Raw genomic sequence first — 12720 nt, 5'->3', positions numbered from 1 at the left:
TGCACACATCACTTAGAGCGGGCACGTCATGTCGGAATAAGACCGACGCGCCACAACGTCCTCGCTGTGTAATTGCCTACCAGCACCCGAAGGCCCGGCAGGTCTTTTTCAAAGGAACCTCATCCACCGAAGTGGACGGGGTATCAACTTCTGGCGTTGATTTTTGGCACGCTGTTGAGTTCTCAAGGAACGGACGCTTCCTTTGTACTCACCCTCTCGGGTTTTCCTCCGGGCTTTCGTTCTGTGTTCTTGCGTTTCCGACTCTATCAGACTCTTTCGGGCCCGATTTCCTCGGTGCTTTCCAGGTCTTGCGCTTTCGCGCTTTTCCTTTCCGGCGGTTCCGACTCTATCAGATTCATTTCCGTGTCGTTTCCGACTTGGATTGGAATTCCGATGGCCTTCGGGGGGCCTTTCCCTTTCGGGCGGATCAGACTTTATCAGGTCTCCCTGGGTCTTGGATCCCACCCGCTCGCAGACCGGTCCGGGCACACGTGTGTGCTCGGGGTCGTGCGAGGTGGAGACGTAAACGTACTGGAGCGGGGCCCCCGGATGCAAATCCGGTTGCCCCGCTCCGGTGTGGTCGCTACGGGCGAGGTCAGACCTCGACCACGACCGGGAGGATCATCGGGCGGCGGCGGTAGCCGTCCGAGACCCACTTGCCCATGGTGCGGCGGATGAGCTGCTGGATCTGGTGCGGCTCTGCCACGCCGTCGGCGCCGGCCCGGGCGATGGCGTCCTCGATCTTCGGCAGGATCGCCGCGAAGGCGGAGTCCTCGATGCCGGAGCCGCGGGCCTGGATGTTCGGGCCGCTGACGACCTTGCCCGTGGTGCTGTCCACCACGACGAACACCGAGATGATGCCCTCGTCGCCGAGGATGCGGCGGTCCTTGAGCGAGGCCTCGGTGACGTCGCCGACCGACAGGCCGTCGACGTACACGTAGCCGGCCTGGACCTTGCCCGAGATGCGGGCCTTGCCGTCGATCAGGTCGACGACCACGCCGTCCTCGGCGATGACGATGCGGTCCTTCGGAACGCCCGTCATGGCACCGAGCTCGGCGTTGGCGCGCAGGTGGCGCCATTCACCGTGGACCGGCATCAGGTTCCGCGGCTTGCAGATGTTGTAGAAGTACAGCAGCTCGCCGGCGGAGGCGTGGCCGGAGACGTGCACCTTGGCGTTGCCCTTGTGCACGACGTTGGCGCCCCAGCGGGTCAGGCCGTTGATCACGCGGTAGACCGCGTTCTCGTTGCCCGGGATCAGGGACGACGCCAGGATCACGGTGTCACCGGGGACGATCCGGATCTGGTGGTCGCGGTTGGCCATGCGGGACAGGGCCGCCATCGGCTCGCCCTGGGAGCCCGTGCAGACCAGCACGACCTCGTCGTCCGGCAGATCGTCGAGGGTCTTGACGTCCACGACGAGACCGGCGGGAACCCGGAGGTAGCCCAGGTCACGGGCGATGCCCATGTTGCGGACCATGGAGCGGCCGACGAAGGCGACCCTGCGGCCGTACTCGTGGGCGGCGTCCAGGATCTGCTGGATGCGGTGCACGTGGCTCGCGAAGGAGGCCACGATGATCCGCTTCTGCGCGCTCGCGAAGACGCCGCGGATGGCGTTCGAGATGTCGCGCTCCGGCGGGACGAAGCCCGGGACCTCGGCGTTCGTCGAGTCGGAGAGGAGGAGGTCGATGCCCTCCTCGCTCAGACGCGCGAAGGCGTGCAGGTCGGTCAGGCGGTTGTCCAGCGGGAGCTGGTCCATCTTGAAGTCACCGGTGCACACGACCATGCCCGCGCCGGTGCGGATCGCCACGGCCAGGGCGTCCGGGATGGAGTGGTTGACGGCGATGAACTCGCAGTCGAAGGGGCCCAGGTTCTCGCGCTCGCCCTCCTTCACCTCGAGGGTGTAGGGGCGGATGCGGTGCTCCTGGAGCTTGGCCTCGATGAGGGCCAGCGTCAGCTTGGAGCCGATCAGCGGGATGTCCGGCTTCTCCCGGAGGAGGTACGGGACGGCGCCGATGTGGTCCTCGTGACCGTGCGTGAGGACGATGCCCTCGATGTCGTCGAGGCGGTCCCGGATCGACGAGAAGTCCGGCAGGATCAGGTCGATGCCCGGCTGCTCCTCTTCGGGGAAGAGGACGCCGCAGTCGACGATCAGCAGACGGCCGTCGAACTCGAAGACCGTCATGTTGCGGCCGATCTCGCCGAGACCGCCCAGCGGTGTGACGCGGAGGCCGCCCTTCGGGAGCTTCGGCGGCGGTCCGAGTTCAGGGTGCGGATGGCTCAAAAGTTTCTCCTTCACCACACGCGCCACGTACCCCCTAAGGCACGTGGCGCGCATGTCATTCGTGCACTTGCATTCGTCTGTTTCGGTCTTGCTTATTCAGTTGTGAAGTCTGTTGTCAGAGCTGTACCCCGCCCGCGGCAAGATCGATCTTGAGCTGTGCCGTCTCTTCGGCGGACAGCTCGATCAGCGGGAGCCGCAGCGGGCCCGCGGGCAGGCCCTGCAGGTTCAGCGCGCCCTTGGTGGTCATCACGCCCTGGGTGCGGAACATGCCGGTGAAGACCGGGAGCAGCTTCTGGTGGATCTCGGCGGCCTTCTGCACGTCGCCGCCGAGGTGAGCCTCCAGCATGGCGCGCAGCTCCGGGGTGACGACGTGGCCGACGACGGAGACGAAACCGACCGCGCCGACCGACAGGAGCGGCAGGTTCAGCATGTCGTCACCCGAGTACCAGGCCAGGCCGCTCTGCGCGATGGCCCAGCTGGCACGCCCGAGGTCGCCCTTGGCGTCCTTGTTGGCCACGATACGGGGATGCTCGGCCAGCCGGACCAGGGTTTCGGTGTTGATCGGGACACCGCTGCGGCCGGGGATGTCGTAGAGCATGACCGGCAGCTCGGTGGCGTCGGCGATGGCCGTGAAGTGCCGGTAGAGGCCCTCCTGCGGCGGCTTGCTGTAGTACGGGGTGACGGCGAGCAGGCCGTGGGCGCCGGTGCGCTCGGCCTGGCGGGCCAGCTCCAGGGTGTGGCGGGTGTCGTTCGTGCCGATGCCGGCGACGACGTGGGCACGGTCCCCGACCGCCTCGAGTACGGCTCGTACGAGGTCGTTTTTCTCCGCGTCGGTGGTCGTGGGCGACTCACCGGTGGTGCCGTTGATGATCAGGCCGTCGTTGCCTGCGTCCACCAGGTGGACGGCGAGACGCTGCGCGCCGTCGAGGTCAAGTGCGCCATCAGCCGTGAACGGCGTGATCATGGCGGTGAGGACCCGCCCGAAGGGGGTCTGCGGAGTCGAGATCGGAGCCATGGGTAACACGCTACTCGCTGCCACGCTCGCGGCGCCCCCTCGGGTGACGTCAACAGGGGGAACCTCCGAGTCGCCGCCCGGTGGGTTGTTGGATCCCGGCACTGCCTGCTCGGGGGTTCAAGCAGTGCCGGGTCCGTTTGATCAGCCTAGATGAACTTTGCGAAACGCCGCAATACGGACACTTGGGACTTGTCTCCGCACATGCGTACGCCGCTCGTGCACCGGGCCTTACGGGGCAACGCGGCCGTTGCCGTTGAAGGCGGAGTAGGTCAGCGGCATCAGCCGTGCCCAGTGCTGCTCCATCTTCTCGCCGACCATCTCGATCTCCCGCTGCGGGAAGGACGGGACCGCCGCCAGCTCGTGCTGGGTGCGCAGGCCGAGGAAGTGCATGAGCGAGCGGGCGTTGCAGGTGGCGTACATCGAGGAGAAGAGACCCACCGGCAGGACCGAACGGGCAACCTCCCGGGCCACGCCCGCCGCCAGCATCTCCTGGTACGCCTCGTAGGCCTGGCGGTACGAGTCCTCCATGACGCGCCCCGTCAGCTCCTGCTGGGCCTCGGTGCCCTCGACGAAGACGTACTTGCCCGGGCGGCCCTCCTGGACGAGCTTGCGCTCCGCGTCCGGGACGTAGAAGACCGGCTGGAGCTCCCTGTAGCGGCCGGATTCCTCGTTGTAGGACCAGCCCACGCGGTGCCGCATGAACTCCCGGAAGACGAAGATCGGGGCACTGATGAAGAAGGTCATCGAGTTGTGCTCGAAGGGGCTGCCGTGGCGGTCGCGCATCAGGTAGTTGATGAGGCCCTTGGAGCGCTCCGGGTCCTTCTGGAGCTCCTCCAGGGACTGCTCGCCGGCCGTGGAGACCCGGGCTGCCCACAGCACGTCGGAGTCGGCGGCGGAGTGCTTCACCAGCTCCACCGTCACCTCACTGCGGAAGCTGGGTTTCAGGTCTGAAGCAGCGGTCTCGCTCACACGGGGTCCTTCCGAACGGTCTTACCTGGGGCGCGCCCACTCTACGGCTCGCGCCGCGCCTGCTCGCGCACGCCAGGGCGGCGCCGGGATCCCCCGCACAGCTGACGGGGCGCCAAATTTTTTCGTTAATGTCCCGAATTCCGGCACCGATTGGGCCCCCCGTACGTCCTACAGGGAGAACCCAGTCCGTCCCGTCACCGCCGCCCTCCGGGGCCCGATCGTGAGGAGAGTCGCTCCCATGTTCCGCCGGCGCGAACCCGTACCGTTCGCCTTCGTCGCCGAGGCCGACCGATTCCGCAGTAACGTCACTCCGCCGCCGCGCGAGAGTCTGAGCAAGACCCAGATCGCCGCCCGTAGTCTGGTCGGACTGACCGTGGTGGCGGGGCTCGTCGGCTCGCTGCTCTTCGGGATGCCCGCACTGCAGCCGTACAAGGCGACCGGGAAGGCGCAGCAGTCCGAGGCCTCCGAAGGGCGGTAGCCTCACGGGCACAGCCCCATCGAACGTGCACGTGAGTGAGGTCCTGCCGTGCCCCTGCCCTTCTTGACGGCCGACGGCGTCTTCGACGCACATGAGGACGAAGCCCTCCCCCACGAGGATCCGGAGCGCTGGCGACGGCCGTACCGGCCCGGTCCCTGGCGGGTCGCCGGAGCGGCCCTGCTGCTCCTGCTGGCGGCCTTCATGCTGCTGGCCACGATGATCATCGCCTTCGCGGGGACCTGGCTGGGGGCCGGCATCGGCCTGGCCGCCTCGCTCGTGGTGGTCGGCTCCGCGCTGCGGATCCTGCGCACGGGCGTCTGGGTCAGCCCGGCCGGCCTGCGCCGGGTCGGGTTCTTCCGGACCCGCTCGGTCGCCTGGAGCGAGATCGGCACCATCCGTACGGTCCAGCAGCCGGTGCGCTGGCTGGGACTGCCGAGGACCGTGCAGGGCCAGGCCCTGACGGTGGCCGGCAGCGCCGGTACGGAGCTGCCGGTGCTGATGACCGACCACAACGCCGACTTCCTGTCCCGGGGCGAGGCCTTCGACCGGGCCGCGGGAACGCTGGAGGCGTGGGCGCAGGAGTACCGGCCCGTGCCGGCCTGACGGGGCGCGGAGCGCCGCCTCCGCCGCTGCCGCCACAGCCGGGAAAGCCCGTACGGGGATCAGACCTGTACGGGCTTTCCCGCATGCAGGGCGATGGCCCGCTGCATGGCCTTGCGGGCCCGCGGGGTGTCGCGGGCGTCGTGGTAGGCGACGGCGAGGCGGAACCAGCTGCGCCAGTCCCCCGGCGCGTCCTCCGTCTCGGCCTTGCGGCGCGCGAACACCTCGTCGGCGGAGTCCCGCAGGATCCGGCCGTACTGGTCCCGCTCCAGCTCGTCGACGGGCAGGCCGCCCTCGGCCTCCAGTTCGGTCGCGAGCTGGTTGGCCCTGGTGACGAACTGGGTGTTCTTCCAGAGGAACCACACGCCGATGACCGGCAGGATCAGCACGGCCACGCCGAAGGTGACGGTGAGCCAGGTGCCCTGCTGGAGCAGCATGAGGCCCCGGCTGCCGACCAGGACGAAGTACACGGCCAGGACGGCGGCCGTGATGAAGTAGGTGATCTTCGCGCGCATGGGACTACTGCCTCATCAGCCGAGGTCGAGGAAGTTTTCCAGGCCGAAGGTGAGGCCCGGGGTCTGCGTCACGCGGCGCACGCCGAGCAGGATGCCCGGCATGAAGCTGCTGTGGTGCAGGGAGTCGTGACGGATGGTGAGGGTCTCGCCCTCGCTGCCGAGCAGCACCTCCTGGTGGGCCAGCAGGCCGCGCAGGCGGACGGCGTGCACCGGGACCCCGTCGACGTCCGCGCCGCGGGCGCCGTCGAGGGCGGTGGCGGTGGCGTCGGGCTGCGCGCCGAGGCCGGCCTGGGCGCGGGCGGCGGCGATGAGCTGCGCCGTACGCGTCGCGGTGCCGGAGGGGGCGTCGACCTTGTTCGGGTGGTGCAGCTCGACCACTTCGACGGATTCGAAGTAGCGGGCGGCCTGGGCGGCGAACTTCATGGTGAGGACGGCGCCGATGGAGAAGTTCGGGGCGATGAGCACCCCGGTCTGCGGGGAGGCGGCCAGCCAGGTGTTCAGCTGGCCGAGGCGGTCCTCGGTCCAGCCGGTGGTGCCGACCACGCCGTGGATGCCGTGCCGGACGAGGAAGTCCAGGTTCTCCATCACCGAGGCGGGGGTGGTCAGCTCGACCGCGACCTGGGCGCCGGTCTCGGCCAGCGTCTCCAGCTTGTCGCCGCGGCCGAGGGCCGCCACCAGCTCCATGTCCTCGGCGGCCTCGACGGCCTTGACCGCCTCGGAGCCGATGCGGCCCCGGGCGCCGAGGACCGCCACGCGCAGCTTGCTCATGTTCCGTCCTTAAGTGTGTGCAGCCTTGAGCGGGTACGGACCGGGGGTCCGTACGGATTTAGGCGACCGCTTCGTCGAGGCGGGCGGCCTGCTTCTCCTTCAGCGGGCCGATCACCGCGAGCGAGGGGCGCTGGGCCAGTACGTCCCGGGCGACCGCGCGGACGTCGTCCGGGGTCACGTCGGAGATCCGGGCCAGCATGTCGTCGACGGACATCTGGTCGCCCCAGCACAGCTCGCTCTTGCCGATGCGGTTCATGATCGCGCCGGTGTCCTCCAGGCCGAGGACCGTGGAGCCGGAGAGCTGGCCGATGGCGCGCCGGATCTCGTCGTCGGTGAGGCCTTCGGCCGCGACCTTGTCGAGTTCGTCGCGGCAGATCCGCAGGACGTCGTGGACCTGGCTGGGGCGGCAGCCGGCGTAGACGCCGAAGAGTCCGGTGTCGGCGAAGCCGGAGGTGTACGAGTACACGCTGTAGGCCAGGCCGCGCTTCTCGCGGACTTCCTGGAAGAGGCGGGAGGACATGCCTCCGCCGAGGGCGGTGTTGAGGACGCCCAGGGCCCAGCGGCGTTCGTCGGTGCGGGCGAGGCCCGGCATGCCGAGGACGACGTGCGCCTGCTCGGTCTTGCGGTTCACCAGTTCGACGCGGCCGGAGGTGCGGATCCGCTTGGTGCCGGTGCGCGGGCCGACGGGTTCGGCGTCGGCGCGGGTGAGCGCGCCGGCCTTGTCGAAGGCGGCGCGGACCTGGCGCACGACCTTGTTGTGGTCGACGTTGCCGGCGGCGGCGACGACCAGGCGGGTCGGATCGTAGTGCTTCTTGTAGAAGCGGCGGATCCGGTCGGCGCCGAGGGCGTTGATCGTGTCGACGGTGCCGAGGACGGGGCGGCCGAGCGGCGAGTCCCCGTACATGGTCTGGGCGAACAGGTCGTGGACCACGTCACCCGGGTCGTCCTCGGTCATCGCGATCTCTTCGAGGATGACCCCGCGCTCGGCGACGACGTCCTCCTCGCGGATCAGCGAGCCGGTGAGCATGTCGCAGACCACGTCGATGGCCAGCGGCAGGTCGGTGTCGAGCACCCGGGCGTAGTAGCAGGTGTACTCCTTCGCCGTGAAGGCGTTCATCTCGCCGCCGACCGCGTCGATCGCGGAGGAGATGTCGAGGGCACTGCGCTTGTCGGTGCCCTTGAAGAGGAGGTGCTCCAGGTAGTGGGTGGCGCCGTTGAGCGTGGGCGTCTCGTCCCGGGAGCCCACGTTGGCCCAGATGCCGAAGGTGGCGGAGCGGACGGAGGGCAGCGTCTCGGTGACGACGCGCAGTCCACCGGGCAGGACGGTGCGCCGGACGGTGCCGATGCCGTTCTGCCCCTTGAGCAGGGTTTGGGTACGGGCGACGGCCCGCCCCTCCGAAGAGGGGCGGGCCGTCACACGCGAACTACGCGACGTCACTTGTCGGAGTCGTCCTTGTCAGCGTCGTCACCGGCGGCCTCGCCGTCGATCACGGGGATCAGGGAGAGCTTGCCGCGCTGGTCGATCTCGGCGATCTCCACCTGGACCTTGGTGCCGACCGCGAGCACGTCCTCGACGTTCTCCACGCGCTTGCCACCGGCGAGCTTGCGGATCTGCGAGATGTGCAGCAGGCCGTCCTTGCCGGGCATGAGGGAGACGAAGGCACCGAAGGTGGTGGTCTTGACGACCGTACCCAGGTACCGCTCGCCGACCTCCGGCATGGTCGGGTTGGCGATCGCGTTGATCGTGGCGCGGGCGGCCTCGGCGGCCGGGCCGTCGGAGGCACCGATGTAGATGGTGCCGTCGTCCTCGATCGTGATCTCGGCGCCGGTGTCCTCCTGGATCTGGTTGATCATCTTGCCCTTGGGGCCGATGACCTCACCGATCTTGTCCACCGGGATCTTGACGGTGATGATCCGCGGGGCGAAGGGGGACATCGCGTCCGGCGTGTCGATCGCTTCCATCATCACGTCGAGGATGTGGAGGCGGGCGTCGCGGGCCTGGGTCAGGGCCGCGGCCAGGACGGAGGCGGGGATGCCGTCCAGCTTGGTGTCGAGCTGGAGCGCGGTGACGAACTCCTTGGTGCCGGCGACCTTGAAGTCCATGTCGCCGAAGGCGTCCTCCGCACCGAGGATGTCGGTGAGGGCGACGTAGTGCGTCTTGCCGTCGATCTCCTGGGAGATCAGGCCCATGGCGATACCGGCGACGGGGGCCTTGAGGGGCACACCGGCGTTCAGCAGCGACATGGTGGAGGCGCACACGGAGCCCATGGACGTCGAACCGTTGGAGCCGAGGGCCTCGGACACCTGACGGATCGCGTAGGGGAACTCCTCGCGGGTCGGGAGGACCGGCACGATCGCGCGCTCGGCGAGGGCGCCGTGGCCGATCTCGCGGCGCTTCGGCGAACCGACGCGGCCGGTCTCGCCGACGGAGTACGGCGGGAAGTTGTAGTTGTGCATGTAGCGCTTGCGGGTCACCGGGGAAAGGGTGTCCAGCTGCTGCTCCATGCGGAGCATGTTGAGGGTGGTGACGCCCAGGATCTGGGTCTCGCCACGCTCGAACAGCGCCGAGCCGTGCACGCGCGGGATGGCCTCGACCTCGGCGGCGAGGGTACGGATGTCCGTGAGCCCGCGGCCGTCGATGCGGACCTTGTCCTTGATGACGCGCTCGCGCACCAGGGCCTTGGTCAGGCTGCGGTAGGCGGCGGAGATCTCCTTCTCGCGGCCCTCGAAGGCCGGGAGGAGCTTCTCGGCGGCGATGTCCTTGACGCGGTCCAGCTCGGCCTCGCGGTCCTGCTTGCCCGCGATGGTCAGCGCCTGGGAGAGCTCGCCCTTGACGGCGGCCGCGAGGGCCTCGTACACGTCGTCCTGGTAGTCCAGGAAGACCGGGAACTCGCCCTCGGGCTTGGCGGCCTTGGCGGCCAGGTCGGCCTGGGCCTTGCAGAGGACCTTGATGAAGGGCTTCGCGGCGTCGAGACCGGCGGCGACGACCTCCTCGGTCGGCGCCTCGGCGCCGCCCTTGACGAGGGCGATGGTCTTCTCGGTGGCCTCGGCCTCGACCATCATGATCGCGACGTCGCCGTCCTCCAGGACGCGGCCCGCGACGACCATGTCGAAGACGGCGTCCTCGAGCTCGGTGTGCGTCGGGAAGGCCACCCACTGGCCGCGGATCAGCGCGACGCGGACGCCGCCGATCGGGCCGGAGAAGGGCAGGCCGGCCAGCTGGGTGGACGCGGACGCGGCGTTGATCGCGACGACGTCGTACAGGTGGTCGGGGTTGAGCGCCATGATCGTGGCGACGACCTGGATCTCGTTGCGCAGGCCCTTCTTGAAGGACGGGCGCAGCGGGCGGTCGATCAGGCGGCAGGTGAGGATCGCGTCCTCGGAGGGCCGGCCCTCACGGCGGAAGAAGGAGCCGGGGATCTTGCCGGCCGCGTACTGCCGCTCCTCGACGTCCACCGTCAGGGGGAAGAAGTCGAGCTGGTCCTTGGGCTTCTTCGACGCGGTGGTGGCGGACAGCACCATCGTGTCGTCGTCCAGGTAGGCAACGGCGGAGCCGGCGGCCTGGCGGGCCAGACGGCCCGTCTCGAAGCGGATGGTGCGGGTGCCGAAGGAACCGTTGTCAATGACGGCCTCGGCGTAGTGGGTCTCGTTCTCCACTAGCGTTTTCTCCATTTTCGTCGTCTCCGTCCGTCACCCGTGTGGCGGCGGACGGTTTCGGAGAAGCGCTCCTGGCGTGCGGGCCGGTCTTCGATCGAAGCACCCGGTTCTCTGCCCTCCTGGGGCTTTCCGGATGCCACTACCGAGGACCGGCGGCGTAGGGAGGGCGCTCCTCCTCTTCCTCTTGTGCGCTGTCTCCAGACTACAAAGCGTCCGGTACGTCGCGCACGTACAGCAAAGGGAGCGGCCCCCTCAGTGTGGGAACCGCTCCCTTCACAGCGTCTTTACTTGGCGCCGGCCGCACCGCGGCGGATGCCGAGGCGCTCGACCAGCGCGCGGAAGCGCTGGATGTCCTTCTTGGCCAGGTACTGCAGCAGGCGGCGACGCTGGCCGACCAGGATCAGCAGACCACGACGGGAGTGGTGGTCGTGCTTGTGGGTCTTGAGGTGCTCGGTCAGGTCCGAGATGCGGCGGGACAGCATCGCGACCTGGACCTCGGGGGAGCCGGTGTCGCCCTCCTTGGCACCAAACTCTGCGATGAGCTGCTTCTTCGTTGCGGCGTCGAGCGGCACGCGTACTCCTCGTAATAGGTCTTCGTTGCCACCGAGTGCCCCAGGTCGAATTCTCTGGGGATCTTCCGTAACTCGGGAGGCGGGGTCCGCTGAGCGCAGCCTCCAGAGATCTCCGGGGGCGCGTACACAAACGGCCGTCACACAGCGTACCAGGCTGCCGGGTCCCGGCTCTCAGCTGGTGAGGGACCGGGCGCGGCCGTAGACGTCGAGCACGGCCAGGGTCAGCGGGACCAGGCTGAGCAGTACCGCGGCCTCGGTGAGGTCGAGCAGCCTTCCCCAGAAGGGTGACAGGCCCTTGCGGGGGATGACAAGCGCAATTCCGGTGAGGAGGGCCGCGCCGGCGGCGACGGCGGCGGAGAGCCAGAGGGTGCGCAGGCCCGTGGCGGCGTGGTCGTGGCGGTGCGTGATCTCCGGCGGCAGGCCGTCGGGCGCGTGCAGGGCGAGGCCGAGGACCAGCAGGCCGATCGCGGCGAGGCCGGCGGCGAGGGCGCACACGACCTGCGGGGTGCGGCGGAAGAGGCGGGCGCGCAGGAGCAGTGCCAGGCCGGTGGCGAGGGCGAGGAGCCGGCCCCAGGTGCCGCCGGAGAAGCCGAGGACGGCGGCGGAGCCGACGGCGACGGCCGCGCAGCCGCCGACCAGGCCGAGCAGCGTCTCGTGGCCGCGGCGGGCCCGGGCGGCGACGAGGTCGGCGTCGAGCGGGGCGGCCGGGTCGTGCGGGCCGGAGCCGGGCGGGTCACCGTACGGGTCGGGGGCGTGGCGCTCCGGGGTCCCCGCGTGGCCGGTGTCGTCGGTCGCGCTCCGCGGGGCGGCGTACCCGATGGGCAGGCGGGCGAGACGTGCGGAGAGTCCGGGGAGGAAGGCGAGGAGGCCGATGGCGGCGGGGGCGCAGACGGCCGCGGCGGAGGTGGCGGAGGTCTCCGCGGCGATGGCCCCGAAGGAGGCGAGGGCTCCGGTGGCGGCCAGGAAGGCGGCGGCGACGAAGGGGGCGTCACCCGGGGTGACGGCGAGGAGGACGGCGGAGGTGAAGAGGACGCAGAGGCAGCCGAGGAGGAACTGGAGGCGGCCGGGTCCGGAGCTGGCGGCGGGGGCGAGGATGCCGGCGCCGGCGATCATCAGGAGCGGGAGGGCGCCGATGCCGAGGGCCGCGGCGGAGCCCCGGTCTCGGTAGACGCGGGCGCGCGCTCCGGCGGCGGCGGTGAGGACGGCGCCGAAGGCTCCGGCGGTCAGCGCGGGCGGGCCGTGCACGTCGTGGTGGACGGGGTCGGCGTACCAGAGGACGAGGGCGAGCAGGACGAGGAGCAGTGCGGCGCCGGTCAGGCCCGCGCCGCGCAGCATGTCGTCGCTCCAGCGGTGGCGGTCGCGGACGACGGCGGAGGCGACGGCGTCGCAGACGTCGTCGAACACGGCGGGCGGCAGCGATTCGGCGAAGGGGCGCAGGCTGAGCACCTCTCCGTCGAGGACCTGCTGGGCGGCGAGGGTGCGGGCCCCGTCGAGGACGGTGCCGGTCCGGCGTACGAGGTGGTAGCCGGTGGGGGCGCCGACGGGCTGGGTCTGGCCGGTCAGGCGCAGCAGTTCGGGGTAGACGTCGGCGAGGGCGATGTCCTCCGGAAGGGCGACGTCGACGCGGCTGTCGGGTGCCACGACGGTGACCCTGCGGAATCCCGTCGTCCCGGCCGTACTCACCTGCGTGTCCCCCTTGGTCGGCGTGCGCCGCGGCGGCGGCCGGCGCGCGGACGCCCACGCGGCGGGCGCACTGTACCGGGCCGTCGGACCTGCTCGCGGACCGTAGGATCGCCGCCGCGTGAGCGGAACGTCCCGTCCGCGCAGGGGACTTGGGGCTCCGGCCACGGACGCCCGCGCACTCT

The 12720-nt window shown here is 69.9% G+C and carries 11 protein-coding genes; 2 read left to right on the top strand and 9 right to left on the bottom strand.

Going from position 1 to position 12720, the window contains the following annotated elements; all coding sequences use genetic code 11:
* Positions 1-595: 595 nt before the first annotated feature.
* From AC07B0_RS20640 to thyX, 3 genes are all read right to left on the bottom strand, one after another.
* Complete coding sequence (locus AC07B0_RS20640; RefSeq protein ID WP_469381155.1) at positions 596-2281, bottom strand: ribonuclease J; 1686 nt, start codon at positions 2279-2281, stop codon at positions 596-598.
* Positions 2282-2396: 115 nt separating this feature from the next.
* A complete protein-coding gene (gene dapA / locus AC07B0_RS20635; RefSeq protein WP_356879378.1) occupies positions 2397-3296 on the bottom strand; it encodes a 4-hydroxy-tetrahydrodipicolinate synthase in 900 nt (299 codons plus the stop codon).
* A 228-nt stretch (positions 3297-3524) separates the two neighbouring features.
* A complete protein-coding gene (gene thyX / locus AC07B0_RS20630) occupies positions 3525-4265 on the bottom strand; it encodes an FAD-dependent thymidylate synthase (protein WP_356879376.1) in 741 nt (246 codons plus the stop codon).
* Between the two features lie 238 nt (positions 4266-4503).
* Here thyX and AC07B0_RS20625 point away from each other — a divergent pair, with 238 nt between their 5' ends.
* Together AC07B0_RS20625 and AC07B0_RS20620 are read left to right on the top strand one after the other, a co-directional pair.
* Positions 4504-4743: a hypothetical protein gene (locus tag AC07B0_RS20625; protein WP_356879374.1), complete on the top strand. Its 240-nt coding sequence runs from the start codon at positions 4504-4506 to the stop codon at positions 4741-4743.
* Positions 4744-4791: 48 nt separating this feature from the next.
* Positions 4792-5346 carry a PH domain-containing protein gene (locus tag AC07B0_RS20620; protein WP_356879372.1) on the top strand — a complete coding sequence of 185 codons (555 nt, stop codon included), beginning with the start codon at positions 4792-4794 and terminating at the stop codon, positions 5344-5346.
* Positions 5347-5405: 59 nt separating this feature from the next.
* On the opposite strand, the gene AC07B0_RS20615 is transcribed toward AC07B0_RS20620, so the two are convergent.
* From AC07B0_RS20615 to eccD, 6 genes are all read right to left on the bottom strand, one after another.
* The gene (locus AC07B0_RS20615; RefSeq protein WP_356879370.1) at positions 5406-5858 is read right to left on the bottom strand and encodes a tetratricopeptide repeat protein; all 453 of its coding nucleotides are present in this window, start codon (positions 5856-5858) and stop codon (positions 5406-5408) included.
* A gap of 15 nt (positions 5859-5873) precedes the next feature.
* The gene (gene dapB, locus AC07B0_RS20610) at positions 5874-6626 is read right to left on the bottom strand and encodes a 4-hydroxy-tetrahydrodipicolinate reductase (protein ID WP_356879368.1); all 753 of its coding nucleotides are present in this window, start codon (positions 6624-6626) and stop codon (positions 5874-5876) included.
* Positions 6627-6684: 58 nt separating this feature from the next.
* Positions 6685-8064 (bottom strand): M16 family metallopeptidase, encoded by a 1380-nt coding sequence (locus AC07B0_RS20605; protein WP_469381149.1) that lies wholly within the window; start codon positions 8062-8064, stop codon positions 6685-6687.
* Entirely contained in the window at positions 8061-10283 is a 2223-nt protein-coding gene (locus tag AC07B0_RS20600) for a polyribonucleotide nucleotidyltransferase (RefSeq protein ID WP_356879390.1), read from the bottom strand. The genes AC07B0_RS20605 and AC07B0_RS20600 overlap by 4 nt, the downstream gene beginning before the upstream one ends.
* Before the next feature lie 284 nt (positions 10284-10567).
* On the bottom strand, positions 10568-10855 hold the full coding sequence (gene rpsO, locus AC07B0_RS20595) for a 30S ribosomal protein S15 (RefSeq protein WP_329378621.1): 288 nt from the start codon (positions 10853-10855) through the stop codon (positions 10568-10570).
* 171 nt (positions 10856-11026) lie between these two features.
* Positions 11027-12538: a type VII secretion integral membrane protein EccD gene (gene eccD, locus AC07B0_RS20590; protein WP_478898681.1), complete on the bottom strand. Its 1512-nt coding sequence runs from the start codon at positions 12536-12538 to the stop codon at positions 11027-11029.
* Between the last annotated feature and the right edge of the window lie 182 nt (positions 12539-12720).

The sequence above is a fragment of the Streptomyces sp. NPDC044704 genome (assembly GCF_056433525.1).
Note: the sequence above shows the minus strand (reverse complement) of the source record. Positions and strands in the feature narration are given on the sequence as shown.